22 protein-coding genes are annotated in these 22,378 nt (G+C 38.4%); all 22 read left to right on the top strand.

The window, feature by feature from the left end; genetic code table 11:
- Window positions 1–10: 10 nt before the first annotated feature.
- The 22 genes from I5677_RS13875 (at window position 11) to I5677_RS13980 (ending at window position 22,377) form a co-directional block, all read left to right on the top strand.
- Window positions 11–1,495, top strand: a complete 1,485-nt coding sequence (locus I5677_RS13875; RefSeq protein WP_197662236.1) for a flagellar hook-length control protein FliK — start codon at window positions 11–13, stop codon at window positions 1,493–1,495.
- A 30-nt stretch (window positions 1,496–1,525) separates the two neighbouring features.
- Window positions 1,526–2,365, top strand: a complete 840-nt coding sequence (locus I5677_RS13880) for a flagellar hook capping FlgD N-terminal domain-containing protein (protein ID WP_197662237.1) — start codon at window positions 1,526–1,528, stop codon at window positions 2,363–2,365.
- A 71-nt stretch (window positions 2,366–2,436) separates the two neighbouring features.
- Window positions 2,437–2,832: a TIGR02530 family flagellar biosynthesis protein gene (locus tag I5677_RS13885; protein ID WP_197662238.1), complete on the top strand. Its 396-nt coding sequence runs from the start codon at window positions 2,437–2,439 to the stop codon at window positions 2,830–2,832.
- 84 nt (window positions 2,833–2,916) lie between these two features.
- Window positions 2,917–4,356: a flagellar hook protein FlgE gene (locus tag I5677_RS13890; RefSeq protein ID WP_197662239.1), complete on the top strand. Its 1,440-nt coding sequence runs from the start codon at window positions 2,917–2,919 to the stop codon at window positions 4,354–4,356.
- A 177-nt stretch (window positions 4,357–4,533) separates the two neighbouring features.
- Window positions 4,534–4,737, top strand: a complete 204-nt coding sequence (locus tag I5677_RS13895; RefSeq protein ID WP_330617932.1) for a flagellar FlbD family protein — start codon at window positions 4,534–4,536, stop codon at window positions 4,735–4,737.
- A gap of 77 nt (window positions 4,738–4,814) precedes the next feature.
- Window positions 4,815–5,615: a motility protein A gene (locus tag I5677_RS13900; RefSeq protein WP_197662240.1), complete on the top strand. Its 801-nt coding sequence runs from the start codon at window positions 4,815–4,817 to the stop codon at window positions 5,613–5,615.
- Window positions 5,599–6,483, top strand: a complete 885-nt coding sequence (locus I5677_RS13905) for a flagellar motor protein MotB (RefSeq protein ID WP_334298805.1) — start codon at window positions 5,599–5,601, stop codon at window positions 6,481–6,483. The genes I5677_RS13900 and I5677_RS13905 overlap by 17 nt, the downstream gene beginning before the upstream one ends.
- A gap of 53 nt (window positions 6,484–6,536) precedes the next feature.
- Window positions 6,537–7,043: a flagellar basal body-associated FliL family protein gene (locus I5677_RS13910; RefSeq protein WP_197662242.1), complete on the top strand. Its 507-nt coding sequence runs from the start codon at window positions 6,537–6,539 to the stop codon at window positions 7,041–7,043.
- Window positions 7,044–7,108: 65 nt separating this feature from the next.
- Complete coding sequence (gene fliM / locus I5677_RS13915) at window positions 7,109–8,089, top strand: flagellar motor switch protein FliM (RefSeq protein WP_197662243.1); 981 nt, start codon at window positions 7,109–7,111, stop codon at window positions 8,087–8,089.
- A gap of 6 nt (window positions 8,090–8,095) precedes the next feature.
- A complete protein-coding gene (fliY, locus tag I5677_RS13920) occupies window positions 8,096–9,313 on the top strand; it encodes a flagellar motor switch phosphatase FliY (protein WP_197662244.1) in 1,218 nt (405 codons plus the stop codon).
- Between the two features lie 41 nt (window positions 9,314–9,354).
- Entirely contained in the window at window positions 9,355–9,717 is a 363-nt protein-coding gene (locus tag I5677_RS13925) for a response regulator (RefSeq protein WP_197662245.1), read from the top strand.
- Between the two features lie 8 nt (window positions 9,718–9,725).
- The gene (locus I5677_RS13930) at window positions 9,726–10,166 is read left to right on the top strand and encodes a flagellar biosynthetic protein FliO (protein WP_197662246.1); all 441 of its coding nucleotides are present in this window, start codon (window positions 9,726–9,728) and stop codon (window positions 10,164–10,166) included.
- Between the two features lie 12 nt (window positions 10,167–10,178).
- Window positions 10,179–11,027, top strand: a complete 849-nt coding sequence (fliP, locus tag I5677_RS13935) for a flagellar type III secretion system pore protein FliP (protein ID WP_243456610.1) — start codon at window positions 10,179–10,181, stop codon at window positions 11,025–11,027.
- Window positions 11,028–11,042: 15 nt separating this feature from the next.
- Complete coding sequence (gene fliQ / locus I5677_RS13940) at window positions 11,043–11,318, top strand: flagellar biosynthesis protein FliQ (RefSeq protein ID WP_197662247.1); 276 nt, start codon at window positions 11,043–11,045, stop codon at window positions 11,316–11,318.
- On the top strand, window positions 11,315–12,082 hold the full coding sequence (fliR, locus tag I5677_RS13945; protein WP_197662248.1) for a flagellar biosynthetic protein FliR: 768 nt from the start codon (window positions 11,315–11,317) through the stop codon (window positions 12,080–12,082). The genes fliQ and fliR overlap by 4 nt, the downstream gene beginning before the upstream one ends.
- 13 nt (window positions 12,083–12,095) lie before the next feature.
- Window positions 12,096–13,268 (top strand): flagellar biosynthesis protein FlhB, encoded by a 1,173-nt coding sequence (flhB, locus tag I5677_RS13950; protein WP_197662249.1) that lies wholly within the window; start codon window positions 12,096–12,098, stop codon window positions 13,266–13,268.
- A 438-nt stretch (window positions 13,269–13,706) separates the two neighbouring features.
- Window positions 13,707–15,743 carry a flagellar biosynthesis protein FlhA gene (gene flhA / locus I5677_RS13955; RefSeq protein ID WP_197662250.1) on the top strand — a complete coding sequence of 679 codons (2,037 nt, stop codon included), beginning with the start codon at window positions 13,707–13,709 and terminating at the stop codon, window positions 15,741–15,743.
- Window positions 15,743–16,945: a flagellar biosynthesis protein FlhF gene (gene flhF / locus I5677_RS13960; RefSeq protein ID WP_197662251.1), complete on the top strand. Its 1,203-nt coding sequence runs from the start codon at window positions 15,743–15,745 to the stop codon at window positions 16,943–16,945. The genes flhA and flhF overlap by 1 nt, the downstream gene beginning before the upstream one ends.
- A 2-nt stretch (window positions 16,946–16,947) precedes the next feature.
- A complete protein-coding gene (locus tag I5677_RS13965; protein WP_197662252.1) occupies window positions 16,948–17,844 on the top strand; it encodes a MinD/ParA family protein in 897 nt (298 codons plus the stop codon).
- Window positions 17,845–18,299: 455 nt separating this feature from the next.
- Window positions 18,300–19,058, top strand: coding sequence for a flagellar brake protein (locus I5677_RS13970; protein WP_197662253.1), 759 nt, complete (start codon window positions 18,300–18,302; stop codon window positions 19,056–19,058).
- Window positions 19,059–19,136: 78 nt separating this feature from the next.
- A complete protein-coding gene (cheB, locus tag I5677_RS13975) occupies window positions 19,137–20,288 on the top strand; it encodes a chemotaxis-specific protein-glutamate methyltransferase CheB (protein ID WP_197662254.1) in 1,152 nt (383 codons plus the stop codon).
- A gap of 1 nt (window position 20,289) precedes the next feature.
- Window positions 20,290–22,377 (top strand): chemotaxis protein CheA, encoded by a 2,088-nt coding sequence (locus tag I5677_RS13980; RefSeq protein WP_197662255.1) that lies wholly within the window; start codon window positions 20,290–20,292, stop codon window positions 22,375–22,377.
- The last annotated feature ends 1 nt before the right edge of the window (window position 22,378 follow it).

Genomic DNA, 22,378 nt, shown 5'->3' on the forward strand with positions numbered 1-22,378 from the left:
AGGAGAGGATATGACGACACAGAATGTAATTGGTCAGTTTGGGAATTTCTTTGGAAGAACCGTCGGTACCGGGGCATCACAGAACAAACAAAGCGGCAATGGTTTTGATATGGTTATGGACAGCAATCTTAAGGTAGCGAATGATGCAGACACAAATCAGGCACCGAAGGATAACAAGGCAGTAACTCAGTCCAAGGAAACTAATAAGGACTACGACAAAGCAACATCAGCCAGTGAAAAAGATACTTCGAAAAAAGCAGTACAAAAGGAAGACAGAGAGGGATCAAAGCAAGTGAATGAGACTTCGAATAAGGATTCCGATAAGGTTAAATCTTCTACAAAAACTGAAGAAATGTCGAGCAGAGAAACCGATCAGGTGGCAGATGAGAAGACCGAGGATAGCTTAGTAGCTAAAATTCAGCAAATGATTGAAACCATTCGTCAGACGGTTATGGAATTACTAAATCTTACACCACAAGAGTTTAATAAGTTAATGGAAGAACAAGGTTTAAGTCCGGTTGATTTAACGAATATGGATGCTTTAAAGCAATTGGTTCTGGCAGCCGAAGGAGAGTCCGATATAACAGCATTTTTAACAAATGAAAATCTGGCTGATAAAATGAACCAGCTTACTCAGGCAGTGAATAGAGTTCAAGAAGAAACAGGCTTAATGCTTACCCCGGACCAGATGAAATTATTGCTTGAACAGGCTGAACAAGCTTCCAAGGAAGCTGACTCTGGTAATCTTTTGACGAATGAGTTAGATCATGACGGTGAGACAGCCAAGTTAAATGAAGAGTTACAGCCGATGAATAAGGATGTAAAAGATCGGTCACAGTTACAATCAGGAAACCAAAAGCAAATCCAGGTGGAAATAGCAAACGTCAACAAATCAGAGGACACTAATTCCGGAACCTATTCGGAGCACGGTGATGAAAGTTCATCGGATTCTGACATGACAAAGCAATTCAATACTTTTGTTAATCAGATGGCAGAAGCTTCCGGGCAAACAAAGGTTGATTATTCTGCAAATGTAGTAAGAATAACCGAACTTAGGGAAATTGCCAATCAGATTATTGAACGTATCAAAGTAATTATTAAGCCGGAACAGACATCGATGGAGCTTCAGTTAAATCCCGAACACCTTGGTAAGGTAAACCTGACACTGCAGTCTAAAAACGGTGCAATGACGGCGCATTTTGTAGTACAGAATGAGCTGGCAAAAGAAGCCATTGAAGGGCAGATGCATACCCTAAGAGAAACCTTGAATAATCAAGGTATTAAGGTGGAAGCGATTGAAGTAACTGTAGAAACCCATGCATTCATGCAAGACGGACAGGCCCAAACACAGGATAATATGCCGGAACAGAAAAATCAGTCAGGAAGACAGATCACCCTTGAAGAAGCAATGGATATGAACGAGTTGCAGGAAGAAGAAAGTAAAGGAGTCGACATTACCGGCCTAAGGGGCAATATGATTGACTATACTGCATAACGTTTGGTTTCGAGGGAAAGGAGATAAAAAATGAGTGATTTGATTAAGTCCGTTACGGATGGTGTATTGGAGCAGACGAAGACAGCGGCGAATGAAAAAGCATCAAAAAATGAATTAGGTAAGGATGCATTTCTTCAACTGTTGGTGACCCAGATGAAATATCAGGATCCTCTAAAGCCAAATACCGATACGGAATTCATTGCACAGCTGGCTACCTTCTCGCAGTTAGAGCAAATCCAAAACCTTGGAGCAATTTCAACAAATACACAGGCATTTGGTCTGGTAGGAAAGAATGTTATCGTTAAGACTGAAAGCAAAACCGGTAACACATCCTATATCAGCGGCCGGGTTGATTTTGTCAATATGTCCGGTGGTAAGGCGCAGATGTCCATAGACGGCAATCTGTATCCGATTGAACAGCTGGATAGCGTGATCGATGATACTTACATCATTGAAAAAGGACTTCCGGGAATTAAGGATCCGATAACGCTTGACTATGATGCTGAGGAGCCACAGGACGTAAGTTTCACTGTGAATATGGGCGAAGGTGAGACAGTAGCAGATGATGTGGCGATTATGGTGGATACCACATTACTGGATTCCTCTTTGATACATTTATCCGGTAACACGATTACGATTGATAAATCTGCTTTTGAAAATGCACCCAATGGTATTTATAAGGTGACAGTCGTATTTAACGATCCACTGTTTACTACCGTAAAAGATAAAGTAAGTCTCCAGGTGAAAAACTCGACAGTGGAACCCGGTGAAGAAGAGGGAGATACAGATGAGACAGATACCGTAGAAGATAATACGAATTCTGATCCAGTAGATAATCAAGAGGATACTACAGCGGAAACGAACGTCTGATTTTTACGTATCATGCTAAAATGTAATGAAACAAGCAGATTAATTTATTTGTAAGAATGAGGGAGATCATTATGAACATTCCTGTAAATCAATTTCCTTCCATTGAGCAAATGACAGATCGGTTGAATCCCGGTAAGATTAACAAATCTGCGGTGAAACAGCTTTCCGGTATCCCGTTTAGTGAAATACTGAAAGAAAAACAGGCAGCCGGTGAAAGCGGTGAACTAAAATTCTCCAAACATGCGAATGAGCGTTTGGCCAGCCGCAACATCGATTTGACCGATGACCAATTCAAAAGGCTTGAGATTGGAACAAAAAAAGCCGGCGAGAAGGGAATTAACGAATCATTAGTAATGGTAGATGATCTGGCCTTTATCGTTAACATTAAAAACAATACGGTTATTACAGCCGTAAACGACGGTGAAGATAAGGTTTTTACCAATATCGACGGTGCCGTAATCATGTAAAGCCGGACCTTATGGAGGCTTGGCATCCATGAATGACAGATTGGATGCGATAAATTACAAGGCACAATTAGGAGGTCACAAGTTATGATGAGATCATTGTTTTCTGGTGTTTCAGGTTTGAAGGTACACCAGACAAAGATGGACGTAATAGGTAATAATATTTCAAACGTTAATACAATAGGTTTTAAATCCAGTAGCGTAACCTTTTCAGATGTCTTCTATCAGACGACCCAAGGAGCATCCGGCCCCAATCCGGCAACCGGAACGACCGGAAGAAATGCGATGCAGATCGGTCTTGGCTCCAATGTGGCGTCAATTACATCGGCGGTTACCACCCCAGGTGCTTCCCAAAGAACGGATAATCCCTTCGATGTTATGATTGAGGGAGATAGCTTCTTTATCGTTAACAGCGGCGGTACGAATTATTTTACAAAGGCTGGGTCCTTTAATGTGGATTCTTTTGGTACCTTATGTACACCTTCCGGAGCATCGGTTATGGGCTGGCAGGTGGATCCTAACGATCCTACCAAGGCAGAAGCTAAGGCAGTATCTCCATTAAATATCATGGCTCCGGAGAATCTTTACGCGGATCCGGAAGCTACCACGGAAGTATACATATCCGGTAACATTGACAGTAAAGACACACAGGTTGCCAGTGAAACCGGTAAGATGGTAAATATAACATTCTTTGATAATATGGGACACAGCTATACCGCAGACATGAAGATATGGCAGTCCCAGGATGCTACTAACCTTTATAACGTTGCTATCACCGATATCAAGGATGCGGACGGTCAATCCATCTTTGTGAATAAAATAGTAGATGAAGAAACCGGTGATGTGACATATGAAGAAACTTCAATAGATTCCTTTACTTTTGGTGATGTAGAGTATCAGGTAGAAGTTGAAGAAGACGGCTCTGTAACGATTGATACTACGGATGCATCCATTATTAATTTTAATGGTTCAACCGGTGCCTTTGTAAGTGTTGGTGACGGTGCAACTCCCGGTAACAGCTTGTCGTTTGCAATCGATGCAAGTCCGAATCCTTTTTCACCAATTAATATTGATTTTTCCAGTATTACCATGTACTCAACCAGTGGTTCTTCTTCCCTGGAAGCTACGAAAGGAAGTCTTGAGGGAATTGGAGCAGGTAAACAGGTGGGTAATATGACCGGTGTCAGTATCGATGCTTCCGGTAAAATCTATGGTAAATATGACAACGGAGACAGTAAATTACTGGGACAGATTGCAGTGGCAACCTTCTCCAATCCGGCCGGTTTAGAAGCAGTAGGTAACAGTATGTTTGCTGCAACGCAAAACTCCGGGGATTTTGATGGAATTGGTCAGGATCCGACCCAGGGAGGCGGAAGCTTAACAACGGGTGTCTTAGAGATGTCTAATGTGGATTTATCCGCTCAGTTTACGGATATGATTACAACCCAGAGAGGTTTCCAGGCGAATTCAAGAATTATTACCACATCGGATACCTTACTGGAAGAACTGATAAATCTTAAGAGATAATTTATATTTCCTTAGGATGATTGTCTAACACATTAAGGATGGGTGGCAGTTTAACCTGCCGCTCATCCAATAAGAAATAGAAACGATTTTTATTATTTGCTGTTGGTAGTATGAAGTGAATGCGAATGAACTCGTTTTGCTAGTGCTGAAACCCAAATGCGCGGTGTATCGGCCAGAATGGAGATTGTTATGATAGAAGTAACAAGTCTGAATGACAGAAAAATATTAATCAATGCTGAGTTAATAGAACGGGTTGAAGAATCTCCCGATACTGTGGTTACGTTAACTTCCGGTAAGAAATTAATTATAAAAGAAAGTAGACAAGAGGTCAAAAATCTTGTAATATTATACAAAAAAGAAGTTTCTTGTAGAGAATTGTAGACTATCTGTACAGCTACATAGTTTGCAGGGATGCAAACTTAATACATTGAATTTTGCAAGGATGGAAGGTGGCAATTTTGGATAAGGCATCCATAATAGGACTGGTTTTATGTATTGTGATGGTAATCTTCGGTATTATAACAGGGGATAAAGGTGTTGCCGCACTTGTTGATTTTGTTGATCCTACATCGGCGTTTATTACCTTAGGCGGAGCATTTGCAAGTATACTGATCATGGCACCCAGCCTAAAGGGTTATGTTAATAACTTGAAAAGTTTTTCTCTGGTTTTGAAAGAGATTCCATCTAATGAGGAGGATACCATTCGATCCATTATAGAGCTGTCCAATGTGGCCAGAAAAGAAGGACTTTTAGCATTGGAAGAAGCAGCCAATGGTATTGATGATGAATTTTTAAAAAAAGGTGTATTATTAATCGTTGATGGAACTGACCCAGAACTGGTCAGAAGTATTCTGGAGACGGAACTTAATTGTATTGAAACCAGACATGCCAGTACAGTCAGTTTTTGGGATTCTTTGGGAGCTATGGGACCTGCGTGGGGTATGATTGGTACTCTAATTGGTCTGATTAACATGCTTCAGGGCTTGGATGATCCGACAACAATCGGTCCCAGTATGGCGGTTGCCCTTATTACAACGTTATATGGTTCTGTTTTGGCTAACTGGATTTGTATTCCCATAGCAACAAAATTAAAAGCGAACAATACGAAGGAAATTATGATTAAAGAAGTAATGGTGGAAGGTCTGTTATCCATTCAAGCGGGAGAGAATCCAAGAGTTATTGAAGAAAAATTAAAATCCTTCCTATCACCGTCCCGTAGGGCAGCGATGAGTGAACAAGGCGGTGAAGATATTGGCTAGAAAGAAGAAGCAGGAGACATCGTCAGGGGGTAATGCACCTTGGTTAAATACCTTTGCTGACTTAATGAACCTTTTACTTTGTTTCTTTGTGTTGCTTTTTGCTATGTCCACGATTGATGCAGAGAAATTTGAACAAATATCCATATCTTTGGCTAATACCTTCGGAATATTTGATGGAGGTAAGACAGCAATTGGTGAAGGTCAGCTGGTATCGGACGGCATGACACAACTGAATAATTTAGATGAGTATTATTCCAATATGGGTGAGGATAATCGACAGACTGAGACTGAAACACCGGGTGAATATGATCCGACCTCACAGGAGGACACGGAAGAGGAACAAGAAAATATAGAAACTCTTAATCAGGCCATGGAAAAGATAGAAGCTGAGATGGAGAAAGTATCCGAGCAAATGTATGACCAATTGGCAGAGCTGACGACGGAATATAATCTGGGGGATTATGTAGAGCTTAGCATTGATCCCGAGTATCAATTTGTGCAACTATCCTTAAAGGGTAATATTTTGTATGATTCAGGTAACGCAGAGATCAAGGAGGATGCACAACCGATTTTATCAAGGATTGGAGATGTACTTCAGAAATTTGAGGGATTTGCCATTGAAATCGAAGGTCATACGGATAATGTTCCTATGAACAGTTCTACTTATAAGGATAATAATTGGTTATCTTCAGCCAGAGCTTTGAATGCAGCGGAATTTTTGATAGAGAATAAAAATTTAAACCCTGCAAAGATAAAATATTCCGGCAGGGGAGAGTATGATCCTTTAACCAGCAATGCGACTGCTGAGGGGAGAGCTAAGAATAGAAGAATTGAAATTAAAATATTTAATGAGCTGAGTGGTAAATAGGCGCTGGAACTACAAACCTATAATGCAAAAACAGCGAAGAAATGAGGAGAATGATGAAAAAAAATATTCTTACGATTATTATTCTTGCGATGGCTTTAATTAATGTTGTTTTGTCAGCAGTTATTATTTTTGTAATCGTACCGACATCAAATAAAACCAATAATTTGGTTAGTAAAGTGGCTCAGATTATAGATCTGGAACTGGAATCTCCCGATGCGGATCAAGCTCAAATCTCCGTATCGGATATTGAGACATATGATATTGAGGAGAAACTTACAATTAATTTGAAAAAGAGCGACAGTAAAAATCATTATGCAATTCTTTATGTAGCTTTATCAATTAACAAAAAGCATAAGGATACTGTAACATTACAACCTTTAATTCAGGAAAATGAAACCATTATTAAAGAGATGATAAGAGATGAATTTACGAAATATACAATAGATGAAGTAGATGCCAATAAAAATGCAATCAAAGATCGAATTTTAGCAAGAATACAGGAATATTTCGAATCCGACTTTATTATTAATGTATCTTTCGGAAATTTAATATTGGAATAATAATTATGATGATTTTATTCGGATTTTGTGTTATTATGGGTGTAGAATGCTAGGAGGTAATGACAATGGGCGATGTCTTATCCCAAAATGAGATAGATAATCTGCTGGCGGCCATCAGTAGTGGAGAGCTTGATGCGGATGAGTTTCAGCAAACGAGTGAGAAACATGTTAAGAATTATGATTTTGCCAGACCATCCAAATTCTCCAAAGAACATCTTAGGACGATGAATATTATATTCGAACATTATGCCAGATTATTGTCTACCAATCTTCCGGCATATCTTCGAAAGAATGTCCAGGTGGAAGTGATTAACTCGGAGGCTGTTACATATTCCGAATTTACCAATGCCCTGTCCAATCCGGTATTGCTGGGAGTAATTGATTTTTCCCCTTTGGAAGGAAATATCATAATAGAGCTTGCCGATAATCTGGGGTATGCCATCGTTGACCGGATGCTGGGAGGCGGGGGATATCCATTGGAGAAAATCAGGGATTTTTCAGAAATTGAGTTATCCATAATCGAGCGTATTTTTACTGTTTGTACCAATCTTTTGCGGGAACCTTGGGCAAATGTAATACAATTACAACCAAGACTAATGCGAATAGAAACAAACTCACAATTTGCTCAGATTATATCACCCAGTGAGATGATTTCGATTATTACATTAAATATCAAGATAGGAAACATTGAAGGAATGATGAATATCTGTCTTCCGTATGTCTGTCTTGAAAAAGTAATTGATAAATTGAATACAAAGTATTGGTATTCAACGATGCAGATGAGTGATGACAGGTCATATCAGGATGTCATTGAAGTAGCAATTGCTAAGGCTAGAATTCCAATTCGGGCCGTACTGGGAAAAAGTTCAATATCAGTCAATGATTTTGTAAACATGCAAAAGGGCGACATAATCAGATTAAACACAAAAGTTGAAGATGAATTAACCGTTTATGTCGGTAATTTAAATAAATTCACCGCACTTCCGGGTTCTTCCTCAGGTTCCTATGCGGTAAAAATTTCATCAATCATTAGAGGAGAGGAGTAACAGACTATGGATGGAATGCTATCCCAAGAAGAGATAAATGCTTTGCTTAATGGCATTGGTTCTGATGATGGGGATGTCAGTGACTCCAACAATGAACAACTGACTGATGCTGAAAAAGATGCGATAGGCGAAATATCGAATATCAGTATGGGAACGGCAGCGACAACACTGTTTTCCTTGGTAAATCAGAGAGTTGTAATTACAACCCCGGTTGTGGAGTATGCCACTTGGAAAGATATTGTTAATAGCTATGACAAGCCATGTGTTTTTATACAGATCTATTATCAAGATGGTTTGGATGGCAACAATATATTAATTTTAAGAGAAAAAGACGTAAAAATTATAACTGACCTAATGATGGGCGGTGATGGAACAAACATTAATGGTGAGTTGACAGAACTACACCTTAGTGCAATCAGCGAGGCAATGAACCAGATGATGGGTTCAGCTGCCACTTCAATTTCCTCCATGTTGGAAAAACGGGTTGATATCAGCCCACCGAGATCTTCTGTGGTAGATCTAGATGAAAGTATGAATGGAGAGAATATAGCCGATTTCCTTAAAGGGTCGTTTGTACGAGTTTCCTTCCGTATGGAAATCGGAGATTTGGTAGACAGCGTATTGATGCAGTTATATCCCTTTGATTTTGCCAGGGATCTGTACAAGCAGTTTGTACAAGCCACATCCATGGATCCGGATGTTCCGATCAGTGAAACTCCGAAAGAGGCAAAACGACAATCAGCACCACCCCCGAGTAACACAGGGCAGGCAGCTGGGCAGATGCAGTCACAACCGAATCCGGTTCAACAGCCGCAGATGCAACAACAGCCGCAGGGATATAATCCTTACAATATGCCTTATCCGGCGCAGGGAACACCGATGCAGGCAGGAATGCCTTATATGATGCCACCCATGCAGGATGTAAATGTTCAACCGGTACAGTTTGCACAGTTTGCTCCCATGATGAACGGTGTGGTCCAACCGGAGAATATAGATTTATTAATGGATGTTCCGCTGGAAGTGACCGTGGAACTGGGCCGGACCAGTAAATCCATAAAAGAAATCTTGGATTTCTCACCCGGTACAATTATTGAATTAAACCGACTTGCAGGTGAACCAATTGATGTTTTGGTTAATGGTAAATTTGTTGCAAAAGGTGAAGTAGTAGTAATGGAAGAAGCATTTGGTATCAGGGTAACTGAAATTACAAAACTAAAACAATAAATTAAATTCACTAAACTACACAATAAGATAGGAGAATTAAAATGGCGAAGAATATTTTGATTTGTGATGACGCAGCGTTTATGAGAATGATGATTAAGGATATCCTGGTAAAAAACGGCTATAACATCGCAGGTGAGGCAGAGAATGGTTTAAAGGCAATCGATAAATATACAGAAACAAAGCCTGACTTGGTTATGATGGATATTACCATGCCTGAGATGGATGGTATTCAGGCGTTAAAAAAGATTAAAGCCATGGATCCCAGTGCGAATGTAATTATGTGTTCTGCGATGGGTCAACAGGCAATGGTTATTGAATCAATTCAATCAGGTGCAAAAGATTTTATTGTTAAGCCCTTCCAGGCTGACAGAGTATTGGAAGCTGTTAAGAAAGCAGTAGGTTGATAATTAGAATGAATTTTAAAACTATAGTCATATTGCAAAGTAGTACAAAAAAAGATGAAATTGTCAAAGGTCTTAATGAAGAGATCCAGGAAGCTGTTCCGGTGCAGTATAGCACCGTTGATAATATATTGCAATTTGTTGGCTTGGTTTTACTATTAATATTTATCCTCGCTGCCGCTTATTATACATCCAAATTCATTGGTAAGATGAAGCTTGGACAGTTAAAAAACAGCAATTTTCAAGTGATTGATACCTATCGCGTTAATCAAAATAAGATGCTGCAGATTATTAAGGTTGGTTCGAAATATCTTTTAATCGCGATAGGGAAAGATACGATTCAGTATATTACGGAGCTTGATGAGTCCGAGGTAATCACTCATGAGGTTAATACTGTAGAGAGACAGACTTTTAAGCAGGTTTTCGATAAGCTTAAGAATAAGAAAGAGTAAAGGTTGGTATCCATGGGGAAATGGGCAAGAGCACGCTTTAAGAAAAAGACGGTAGGAATCATATTGTTATTGATGATTTTTGGTACAGCCTTTTTCAGTTTTAATGTTCCTCACGCATCTGCGGCTACCGTGGAGGATACGATCACTGCAGATGAACCAGCAAACGACGGTAATAATGTTAGGGGAGCATTGGGACCGTTAGAATTTACGTTAAATACGGATGAAGACGGGGAAAGCTTGTCGGCAACTCTTCAGATGCTAATGGTACTTACAGTAATAAGCTTAGCACCATCCATTTTAATAATGGTAACGTCGTTTACCAGAATTATTATTGTACTTCATTTCGTAAGAGCAGCGTTAGGAACGCAGACAACCCCACCAAATCAGGTTATGATTGGTTTAGCACTTTTTTTGACATTTTTTATTATGTCTCCGGTTTTTACAAGAATTAATACTGAAGCAATACAGCCTCTTTCCAGGGGAGAGATTTCTCAGGAGGAGGCCTTTGATGCAGGAACAGGTCCGATTAGGACTTTTATGCTGGAACAGGTTGAAATCAAGGATTTGCGGTTATTTGCAGATATAGCGGGTATATCCGAGATACAATCAGTGGATGAGATTCCATTAACCGTAATTATACCTTCTTTTATCATCAGTGAGTTACGTAAGGCGTTTATTATTGGCTTTCTTATATACATACCTTTTATCATTATCGATATGGTTGTAGCATCCACACTGATGTCAATGGGTATGATGATGTTACCGCCTACCATGATTGCTATGCCGTTTAAAATTCTATTATTTGTTATGGCGGATGGTTGGAATTTAATTGTGGGTGAATTAGTTAAGACGTTTTATTAACGGGAGATGAGTTTAGTGAATGAGATAATCGTAATTGATATTGCAAAACAAGCAGTCTATTTGATGTTAAAAGTCGCAGCTCCTATGCTGATTACCTCCTTAGTGGTAGGATTGGTTCTCAGTGTTTTGCAAACAGTTACATCTATACAGGAGCAAACCCTCACATTTGTTCCGAAATTAGTTGCGGTTTTTGTCGTTATGATGCTTTTTGGTAACTGGATTCTTACTTCACTTAGGGAGTTTATGGTTGAGTTGTTTTCGAATTTCAGTTACTACATTAATGCCTTATGACATTTACAATAGCAGATTTTGAAATATATTTTTTAATACTTGTGAGGATTACCGCATTTTTTTATACGGCTCCTTTTTTTTCGTTAAAAAACGTTCCGATACGAGTGAAAACAGGACTGTCAATATTTCTGGCGATTATTCTTTTTTTTGCCGCATCGTATGAAACACCACAATATATTGGAGTTATTGGGTATTCAACTTTAGTTATAAAGGAAGCAATTGCAGGAGCTATTATGGGTTTCTTTGCAAATATTGCATATCATATATTGGCTTTTGCCGGCCAGATGATCGATATGGAAATCGGATTTTCTATGGTGAATCAACTGGATCCTGTCACGAATATACAAACGACAATATCATCGAATTTATATGGTTATCTGGTGCTTTTAATGATGATGATAACGAATCTTCATCATTACTTTCTAAAAGGTATTGTTGATTCATTTCAAGTTATATCATTAGGTAATGCTACATTAAATCTGAATATTTATCAGATAATGATCCGTTTTATTGTAGATTATTTCGTAATTGGTTTTCGTATCGTCCTCCCGGTATTTGCAGCTATTCTAATAGTAAATACAATTCTGGGAATCCTTGCGAAGGTTGCACCTCAGATGAACATGTTTGTAATAGGTTTGCAGCTTAAGGTATTCATCGGTCTGATTGTTCTGGCTTTAATCATAGGTCTTATACCAAGCGTTGCAGATTTTATATTTAATGAGATGGTGCAAATGTTTAAAGCCGCCATAGAAATGCTGGTTTAAGGAGGAAAAGGCTATGCGAGAGGAAGTTTTTGATAATAGACAGGAGATATATTTTCCCAATTCATCGCATAGACAAATCTCCCATATTCTTCCTTATCGCCTTCAATTCTTTGCGAAAGAAGGCAACGGTGGAGAAAAAACAGAAGAGGCAACCACAAAAAAGTTAAACGATGCCAGATTGGAAGGGCAGGTTGCACGAAGTACAGAGTTAATTACAGCAACGGCTTTGATTACGTTGTTTTTAGTCTTAAAAGCCTTTATGGGCTATATAAGTGACAGATTTATTGAGGCTTTTCACAGTTCCTATCAAAACATTGATAAAGTTGCCGGTGAGGAATTTAATACAGCTGTATCTCAGGGACTTTTGTATGATGCTATTATGTCAATTTTAATGATATGCCTACCGATATTTTTATCCGGACTTGTTGTTGCATTCGTTGTGACATTAATGCAGGTAAAATGGAAGATTTCAGGTAAGACATTAAAACCGAAGTTTAGTAAATTAAATCCGATTAGTGGATTTAAGAAGATTTTTTCTGTAGACAAAGCGGTAACCCTTGTGATGGAATTGTTAAAGATACTGGTTATAGCCTATATTTGCTATGATACCTTAAAGGATGAATGGAAAACTCTGGTTATCTTATACGATATTAATTTGGAACAGGCGATTATGTTGATTGGAAAGATGGTAATTGACCTGGGTCTTAAGATAAGCCTATTATTTTTAATTATTGGCTTAGCAGATTTTATATATCAAAAGATGAAATTTAAAAAAGACATGAGGATGACAAAACAGGAAGTTAAGGATGAGTTTAAAAACTCGGAAGGTGATCCTCAAATCAAAAGCAAAATCCGGTCGAAGATGAGGGAGGTTTCCCAAAGAAGAATGATGCAGGCCTTACCGCAGGCCGATGTTGTTATTACGAACCCGACTCATTTTGCAGCCGCTGTCAAATATGATAAGGAAACAGCCGATGCGCCGATACTGATCGCTAAGGGAGCGGATTATCTGGCACAGAAGATAAAAGAAACAGCGAAAGAACATGGGATTGAAATTGTAGAAAACAAACCACTTGCCAGAATGCTTTACTACAATGTGGAAATAGGAGCTGAGATACCGCCGGAACTTTATCAGATGACGGCGGAAGTACTGGCATATGTATATGGGTTGAAGAACAAGATTTAAAGTTTGAACTTTTAGGTTATGCACATTTACATGATGTTGTTAATAATTTTTAACTTGCTTTTACCTCGGATGCTTTTTATAAGCCTCAGAGACAACAAAAATCCTGGCCATTGGAACAGCATTTTTGTCTGAGTAATGTGATGACGTCACGAGTCTTAACAAAGCATTATCACCCTCGGTTGGCCTGGTCTTAAAGAACTTTAGTTCTTTTTGAACAAGACTTCAGTTCTGCTTAAAAATTATTACCAACATCATGCAAATGCGGTAAATGTTAAAGATGATTTTCACGTAGTATAGAGGATTATCATATCGTTTATTAAATATTGTGGATATTTAACTTATAAATACAAGTTATTATGGATTATGAACGTGATTACTAGATTTGATTTTTTGAATTTTATAATAGATTGAGATGTTTCTTAAGGAGAATGAGTTAGTATGAAGAAGGCGGATTTTGGAATCGGTTTATTTTTAATAATCGCTATTATATTTTTAATCGTACCGATGAATTCCACACTTCTGGATATTTTTCTGGCATTAAATATTTCAGTGGCTATGGTTGTATTGTTTAATGCGATGTTTAGTAAGGAAGTTCTAAATATGTCGGCCTTCCCTACCATACTGTTGTTTACTACCATTTTCAGGATTTCATTAAATGTATCCAGTACAAAATTAATATTAACCACCGGTGATCCCGGTAATGTTGTTAGAACCTTCGGTAGCTTTGTTGCCGGTAATGGGAATCTGGTCATCGGTTTAATTATATTTATTATTTTGATTTTAGTGCAGTTCCTGGTAATTAATAAGGGATCTGAACGAGTTTCGGAAGTAACGGCAAGATTTACCTTGGATGCGATGCCAGGTAAACAGATGGCGATTGATGCGGATTTAAATACCGGTGCCATCAATGACGTAGAAGCCAAGAGAAGAAGAGAAAAAATACAGGAAGAAGCGGCCTTCTTCGGGTCCATGGACGGTGCTACCAAGTATGTTAAGGGTGATGCAATCGCAGGTCTTATCATTACTATTATTAATATGGCCGGCGGTACCATCATGGGTGTTATGTATTTAGGACAGTCGGCAGGAGAAGCCTTTCAGCATTTTGCTGTACTTACCATTGGTGATGGTCTTGTAAGCCAAATTCCTTCCCTCATGATATCCCTGGCAACCGGTGTTTTGGTTACGAAGGTTTCCAAGGAAGCGGATCTGGGAGATCTGCTTGTCAGGCAGTTATTTTCCATTCCCAAGGTATTATATATGGTTGGTGGAAGCATGATATTTCTTGGGGTTGTTACCCCTTTAAATGTAGTTTTGTTCTCTGCTTACGGTATTATATTTATTATTTCCGGAAGGGCAATTGCTGCTAAGCTTGAGGTTACCGAGATTGAAAATGAGGTTTCTTTAGAAGAGGCTTCTGCCAATGAAATCAGAAAGCCGGAGAATGTGGTTTCTCTGCTTCAGGTTGACCCGATTGAGCTGGAATTTGGTTATGGAATTATTCCTCTTGCCGATGCAAATCAGGGAGGAGATTTGCTTGACCGTGTTGTATTAATTCGAAGACAGATTGCCTTAGAGTTAGGCTGTGTCGTTCCGATGATTCGTTTAAGAGATAACATTCAACTAAACCCGAACCAATATATCATAAAAATCAAGGGCATTCAGGTTAGCGAAGGTGAGATATTATTTGACCATTATATGGCAATGAATCCCGGCTATGTGGAAGAAGAGATCACCGGAATACCTACGTTTGAACCTTCCTTCCATTTACCGGCTATTTGGATTACAGAAAGCCAGAGAGAGCGGGCGGAATCTTTAGGTTATACGGTAGTAGATCCACCATCGATTATAGCTACCCATTTAACAGAAGTAATCCGAAGTCATATTCATGAATTGCTTACCAGACAGGATGTTCAAAATCTTGTTAATAATATACAAGAAGCAAACCAGACACTTATTTCTGAACTGGTACCTAAGTTACTTAACATTGGTGAAATACAGAAGGTATTGCAAAATCTTCTCAGTGAAGGTATTTCAATTAGAGATTTGGTATCCATCTTTGAGACTCTGGCCGATTATGCACCTACAACAAGGGACACCGATGTGTTGACGGAGTATGCGAGACAAAGCTTAAAAAGAGCGATTTCAGGGAAGTATTTCCCTTCAGGTGAAATGACCAGTGTGGTAACGCTTGACCCGAAGGTAGAGCAGGAGATTATGAACTCGGTCAAACAAACAGAACAGGGCGCGTATCTTTCCCTTGATCCCGGTGTAACCAAAGAGATTATTGAGTCTGTTCAGGCAGAGGTGCAAAAGCTGGAAGAACTGGGTAAAAATCCGATTATCATAACCTCCCCAATTGTTCGAATGTACTTTAAGAGGTTGACACAGGATTACTTTAAGGACTTAATTGTGGTATCATACAATGAGATAGATAATAATGTTGAATTACAGTCAGTAGGGATGGTGACCGTTTAATGATTATTAAAAAGTTTCAAGCGAATACAGAAACAGAAGCAATCATGCTTGCCAAAGAAGAACTTGGTAAGGATGCTATTGTTATGAACATTAAAACCATATCTCCCAAGGGTATCTATAAATTGTTTCGTAAGCCTTTGGTAGAGATTACGGCTGCCGTAGATGATAATATTACTTACAAAAATGAAAAGCCTAAGACAACACCGGTAAAGCCTCCTCTTAAAACAATCCTTCCGGACATCATATATGATGAACCCAAGGAGCCAATCGGTATAAAAACAATATTGGAGGACTCCTCCGAACCATCTGCTATTGAACAGAAATTAAATAATCTTCAAAGCTTATTAGAAAAGCAGATTAATGAAAAGACAACCGAGGATAAGACGGATGGGAAAGCAGCTGAAAACAACAAAAATCTGGCATGCATTCAATTAATCTATAATCAACTGATATCCAATGAAGTTGAGGAAAAATACGCCAACCAAATCATTAGTGAAATTGAAGGAACCTTAAAGAAAGATGCTTCTATGGATAATATATTGGGAAGTATTTATCAAAAAATTGTTCTTAAATTGGGACAGCCCAAGACCATTGATCTATCCGGTAAACGGCCAAAGTTTGTATTCTTTATCGGTCCTACCGGTGTGGGAAAGACCACAACGATAGCAAAAATCGCTTCAAAATATAAAGTGGAAGAGAAATCAAAGGTTGCATTTCTAACGGCAGATACTTACCGTATTGCAGCCGTGGAACAGTTGCGCACCTATGCCAATATACTTGGTATTCCGCTTAAAGTGATTTATACCGGGGATGAGATGAAAGAAGCCCAAGAAGAGTTTTCTGAGTATGACATTGTATTCGTTGACACAGCCGGACGATGTCATCGGAATAAAGATCAAAGAGATGACATTGAGGCATTAATTCATATGATTCCGGAGACAGAAAGAGAAATATATCTTGTTTTAAGTGCTACAACAAAATATCGGGATTTGGTAAAGATTACAGAAGTATATTCGGAAATCATGAACTATAATCTTATTTTCACAAAGCTTGATGAAACCAGTAGCATCGGGAATTTATTTAATATTCGTATGTTGACACAAGCACCTCTATCCTATGCAACCTTTGGGCAGAATGTACCGGATGATATATCACGGATTGATGCACAAAGCATTGCGAAGCAATTATTAAGGGGGCAATAGACATGGATCAGGCAGAAAAATTAAGAAAATTAGTAAAAGAACAGGAAAAAACCCCTAGAAATATTGCGAGAGTGATAACGGTTACAAGCGGTAAAGGTGGAGTGGGTAAATCCAGCATAGCGGTTAATCTCGCCATGGCCCTGAGCAGACTTGGTAAAAGAGTTGTTATCCTAGATGCTGATTTTGGTCTGGCTAATATCGAGGTTATGTTGGGAATTCGACCCAAGTATAATCTGGCAGATCTTATGTTTCGGGGAAAAAGTCTGACAGACATTATTACAAATGGACCAGATAATATAGGTTTCATATCAGGTGGATCAGGAATACAGGAATTAACCAGCTTAACTAGGGATCAAATTATTTATTTAATTCAGAAGTTGGTTGAGTTAGACGAAAAAGCAGATATTATTATCATCGATACCGGTGCAGGAATTGCGGACACTGTATTAGAGTTTGTAGCAGCCAGCTCGGAAGTGCTTTTAATTGCAACGCCGGAACCAACCTCGATCACAGACGCTTATGCGCTTTTAAAAACGTTGAATCGAAAAACTGACTTTTCCTTGCAGGATACTGTAATTAAGATGGTTGCGAATCGAATTGGCAGCTATGAAGAAGGAAAAGAACTTTATGATAAATTAAACCTTGTAGTCAATAAATTTTTAAATATAAATATGATGTATCTGGGATCCCTACCCCATGATAATTCCGTATCCAAGGCAGTCATGCGTCAGAAGCCTGCTATTGAGCTATATCCGAATTCATCCTTTACCAAAACAATCGAAGGATTTGCAGATATTCTGTGTGAAAATGAACCTGAAGCTATCGGAGAGAAGAAGGGGATTGCTCAATTGTTTTCGAATTTGTTGCGATCAAGGATTAAGAATAGTAAAAAGCAATAAATAAAACTATAAATAAGACCTATAAATAAACAATAGAGTAAGTAATAAATATAATCAATAAAAAGCAATAAAATAAGCAGTAGATAAAACAATAAGTTTAGAAATGAAAATAAAGATAATATATAAAAAACAGCAAGTAAATAAGTTTTTTATGAAATAAAGTATTATTAAGTTAAAATCAAATAAACATGATTTATTGTATAATAAGGCAGTGGAAAAACATAAAAAGTGATTATAATACAAAATAGTCTAAAAAAGTAAAATGTAGAAATTTGTGTTATATTATGTTATAATTATTAATGTTTCATAAGTATTTTAAAAAACGTTATACTGTATATTGATATTTCTTACGGTCTGTATATAAATATGGTATGTGATTTGTTAACATCTGCTTGTGCTAACCTAATCTTATTATGAATTATATGTGATTTTTTTAATCCTGCAGGAGGGATGATATGCTGCGCGATATTGTATCGATAGGAGATAAAATAGATGTTAAGCATCTGGATCATACAGGTAAATTGAAAAACAACGTGACCTGTGTGAGCCAGTTGCTGGATTTTGTTGAAGACGACATAATAAGTATAGCTATGCCACTCTTAAATGGACATATGGTTTTCCTTGAGGTGGGAGAAAAATACAGTCTATGCTTTTATACAGGGAAGGGTTTGTATCAATGCAGTGCTGAAATGATAAGCAGCTACCGCGAAAACAATGCAGTAATAGCAGCTTTAAAATTAAGCTCAGATTTAGAGAAGTTCCAAAGAAGACAATATTATCGTCTGGAATGTATTCATGAGATTTTATATCGAGTTATTACGCCAAAGGAAATCTCTTTTACAACCCTACTTAGCCTTGGGAATTATAAAACCACCGAAGAAAGAGCAGAGATAAGAAGAAAATTGGCTCAGATGGATCAACAGTGGGAAAAAGCCTCAATCATCGATTTAAGTGGGGGAGGATGCAGATTTAATTCCGATTATATGCACGATCCCGGTGACCGAGTAAAAATAAAACTTGATTTTATACTGGGTAATGAAATGAAAAAACTTGTAATTGGTGCGGATATCATTTATTCCGGTAAGCTATTAAACCGCTTAGGTAAATATGAACATAGGGCAGAATTTGTAAATATCGGAAAAAATGACAGAGAAGATCTGATTAAGTACATATTTGAACAAGACAGAAAAAGAAGGAAGAATGGAAAGGTTTAGAATAAAAACCATGAATTATAGATACAACTCAGATAATAAACTTGAATTTTATCGAATTTAGAAAGGCAGAAACGTAAAATGAAGAAAAATATTTTGATTGTTGATGACTCTGCACTTATGAGAAGGGTTCTTTCTGATATAATAGAATCAGACGATAGGTTTCAAGTTTTTGATTTAGCTAAAAACGGTTTGGATGCTCTTAGCATCATGTTTTCAAAGGCAAAAGAAGTAGATGCCATATTACTTGATATTAATATGCCAAGAATGAACGGTATCGAATTTTTGTCAGTACTAAAACAACAAAATATTAAAGCTACCATCATTATAGTAAGTACCATCGCGAAAAAGGATGAGAAAGAGACTATCCTGGCGCTTGAACTGGGAGCTTTTGATTTTGTAACAAAGCCGGAAAGCTATAATGATGTGAAAAGTAATCTTTTTTCAGACAAAATATTAAAAGCCCTTGCAGTTGCAACGAAGGTAGAAACAAGAGCTGAAATTAAGGCTGAAATGAAGAAAGGCCCAAAACCGGCGAAAGAGAAAGCTGATACGAAAGCAACACCTGAGCTATTAGCAGTGAAAAAAGACAAGCTTATGCCGGTAAGGGAACCTGCCCGCAGAATAAAATCGGAGCAAAAGACGCAGGAGATGAAGAAATTAGTAGCCATTGCCTGTTCTACCGGAGGGCCGAAAGCACTTCATAGTGTGGTTCCTAATTTACCACAGAACCTTGACGCCAGTGTACTGATTGTACAGCATATGCCAGGAGGATTTACCAAATCTTTAGCAGACCGTCTCAATGATTTAAGCCCAATGCATGTAAAAGAAGCTGAGGATAATGAGATACTTGAAAAAGGTACGGTTTATATAGCGAAGGGCGGCAATCATATGGAACTGATCAAACAAGAAGATGGTAGCTATCGTCTTTCGGTTTATAAGGGAATTCCCAGACATGGATTATTACCTTGTGCCGATATTATGTATGAATCCTTGGTAAAATCGGATTTTGAACAAATAACCTGTGTTGTCCTTACGGGGATGGGCGGGGATGGAACAGAAGGAATAAGACAATTAAACTCGAAGAAAAAAATTTATGTGATTGCACAGAACGAAGAATCCAGTATTGTTTATGGAATGCCAAAAGTAATAAAAGATGCCGGATTAGTGCATGAAGAGGTTACATTAAAAGATGTTTCTGATGCCATCATAAAGAACGTGGGGGTGCGCTAGAATGGACGTAAGTCAATACCTTGAGATATTTATTGAAGAAACAAAAGAACATTTACAAAATTTGAATGAGCAGTTATTAATATTGGAAAAAGAACCAGAGAATGAAGGTACGATTAATGAAATCTTCCGTGCCGCACATTCTCTTAAAGGTATGGCCGGAACCATGGGTTATAAGAGAATGCAACGGTTAACGCATGATATGGAAAATGTATTCTCAGAAGTTCGTGGCGGAAAGATGAAGGTGACTTCGCAACTGGTAGATATATTATTTAAGGGTCTGGATGCCCTGGAAACATACCTAAGTAATATTCAGAATGAAGCGAATGAAGGAACAGAAGACTATCAAGATATTTTGAATGCCTTGGATGATTTTATGAAAGCCGGCATGGGTAATGCAGAAGGAACCAAAGAAGCGGTTGCTTCTAATCCTAAGGTTTCAGTTCAGGAAGTTCCTGTTGATCATGGGAAACATAAATATTTGAACATAAAAATTGAGGAACATGAAAAGAAGGCGATAGCAAAGGCCGGAATGCTCGGACTTAATGTGGTCGGACTTACGGTATACATACAGGAATACTGTGTTTTAAAAGGTGCAAGAGCTTATATGGTGAATCGCTCTCTTGAGGAGCATGGTGAAATCATTAAGTTGTATCCTACAGCACAGGATTTAGAGGATGAAAAATATGATTTTGACTACTCTGCTTTTATCATAACGAAAGAAAGCCCTGAAAAATTAAGTCAATTAGCTATGAGGGTTTCAGAGGTAAAAGAAGTAGTTGCGGACTATATAAAACTTTCTGATGCGGATCAGGAAGCCTATACCGCTGCGGTGAAACAGGATGAGGCGTTACAGTCACAACCGAAGACAGTGAAAGATCCAGGATCCCTTAAGGCAGGGAATGCACCGGCTGCAAAACAAACGACGAAACCGGTAGCGAACCGCTCCGTTCGTGTTGATATTGAAAAACTGGATGTACTTATGAATCTGGTAAGTGAGTTGATTATAGCTAAGAATAGTCTAATCTCCCTTGGTAGTGATGGAGAAAAACAGCAAGAGAACGGTTTCCATGACCAGATTGAGTATCTGGAAAGAGTGACGACGAATCTTCATGAATCGGTTATGAAGGTTAGAATGGTTCCGATTGAGAGCGTTGTAAACAGATTCCCCAGAATGATTAGAGACTTATCCAAGAAATTAAATAAGGATATGGAGTTATTTATGACCGGTGAAGAAACTGAGCTTGACCGTACGGTTATTGATGAAATCGGTGATCCTTTAATGCATTTATTACGTAATGCGGCGGACCATGGACTTGAGAGCAATGAAGAACGAGAGAGAGCGGGTAAGAATCCGGTTGGTTCTATCTTCCTTGATGCATATCAGGATGGAAACAATGTTATGATAGAGGTAAGAGATGACGGCGGCGGAATTAATGTTGAGAAGATTAAAAAGAAAGCCATTGAGAGAGGCGCCATTACGGAAGATGCGGCACAGAGAATGACGGATAAGGATATTATTGATATTCTGTTCCAACCTAGCTTTTCAACGGCTGAACAGGTAACGGATGTATCCGGTAGAGGTGTTGGCCTTGATGTGGTTAAGACGAAGATAGAAGCTCTAGGTGGTGAGATTGAAGCTAAGACAAAATTAGGCGAAGGTTCTAACTTTATTATAAGACTTCCATTAACGCTGGCTATTATTCAATCCCTTATGGTTATTATCGGTTCTGAAAAATATGCACTTCCTCTTGGAAGTATCCAAACAGTTGAGAATGTAGCAACTTCAGAAATCAAGAAAGTACAGGGAAAAGAGGTTATCAACCTTAGAGGAAACGTGGTTCCGATTGTAAGGTTAGGTAATATTCTCGATTGTGAAGAAAAAGAGAATGCACCGGATGAACTTCTTGTCGTTATAGTTAAAAAAGGTGAGAAACTAGCAGGTATGGTGGTAGATGAATTGATTGGGCAACAGGAGATCGTTATCAAATCAATTGGTAAATATATCAAGAACCATAAAATTGTCAGTGGTGCAACCATTCTTGGTAACGGCGAGGTCGCACTTATTCTTGATGTCAATTCATTAGTATAGG

Source organism: Mobilitalea sibirica (genome assembly GCF_015999265.1).
Classification (GTDB): domain Bacteria; phylum Bacillota; class Clostridia; order Lachnospirales; family Lachnospiraceae; genus Mobilitalea; species Mobilitalea sibirica.

Bases quoted from the DNA above. Each gene is read 5' to 3' on its own strand.
- I5677_RS13890 (WP_197662239.1), top strand. From the start codon at position 2,917: ATGATGAGATCATTGTTTTCTGGTGTTTCAGGTTTGAAGGTACACCAG.
- fliY (WP_197662244.1), top strand. From the start codon at position 8,096: ATGGATGGAATGCTATCCCAAGAAGAGATAAATGCTTTGCTTAATGGC.
- cheB (WP_197662254.1), top strand. From the start codon at position 19,137: ATGAAGAAAAATATTTTGATTGTTGATGACTCTGCACTTATGAGAAGG.
- fliR (WP_197662248.1), top strand. From the start codon at position 11,315: ATGACATTTACAATAGCAGATTTTGAAATATATTTTTTAATACTTGTG.
- I5677_RS13970 (WP_197662253.1), top strand. From the start codon at position 18,300: ATGCTGCGCGATATTGTATCGATAGGAGATAAAATAGATGTTAAGCAT.
- I5677_RS13885 (WP_197662238.1), top strand. From the start codon at position 2,437: ATGAACATTCCTGTAAATCAATTTCCTTCCATTGAGCAAATGACAGAT.
- flhA (WP_197662250.1), top strand. From the start codon at position 13,707: ATGAAGAAGGCGGATTTTGGAATCGGTTTATTTTTAATAATCGCTATT.
- I5677_RS13880 (WP_197662237.1), top strand. From the start codon at position 1,526: ATGAGTGATTTGATTAAGTCCGTTACGGATGGTGTATTGGAGCAGACG.
- I5677_RS13925 (WP_197662245.1), top strand. From the start codon at position 9,355: ATGGCGAAGAATATTTTGATTTGTGATGACGCAGCGTTTATGAGAATG.
- I5677_RS13910 (WP_197662242.1), top strand. From the start codon at position 6,537: ATGAAAAAAAATATTCTTACGATTATTATTCTTGCGATGGCTTTAATT.
- I5677_RS13965 (WP_197662252.1), top strand. From the start codon at position 16,948: ATGGATCAGGCAGAAAAATTAAGAAAATTAGTAAAAGAACAGGAAAAA.
- I5677_RS13980 (WP_197662255.1), top strand. From the start codon at position 20,290: ATGGACGTAAGTCAATACCTTGAGATATTTATTGAAGAAACAAAAGAA.
- I5677_RS13895 (WP_330617932.1), top strand. From the start codon at position 4,534: ATGGAGATTGTTATGATAGAAGTAACAAGTCTGAATGACAGAAAAATA.
- I5677_RS13875 (WP_197662236.1), top strand. From the start codon at position 11: ATGACGACACAGAATGTAATTGGTCAGTTTGGGAATTTCTTTGGAAGA.
- fliM (WP_197662243.1), top strand. From the start codon at position 7,109: ATGGGCGATGTCTTATCCCAAAATGAGATAGATAATCTGCTGGCGGCC.
- flhB (WP_197662249.1), top strand. From the start codon at position 12,096: ATGCGAGAGGAAGTTTTTGATAATAGACAGGAGATATATTTTCCCAAT.
- fliP (WP_243456610.1), top strand. From the start codon at position 10,179: ATGGGGAAATGGGCAAGAGCACGCTTTAAGAAAAAGACGGTAGGAATC.
- flhF (WP_197662251.1), top strand. From the start codon at position 15,743: ATGATTATTAAAAAGTTTCAAGCGAATACAGAAACAGAAGCAATCATG.
- I5677_RS13930 (WP_197662246.1), top strand. From the start codon at position 9,726: ATGAATTTTAAAACTATAGTCATATTGCAAAGTAGTACAAAAAAAGAT.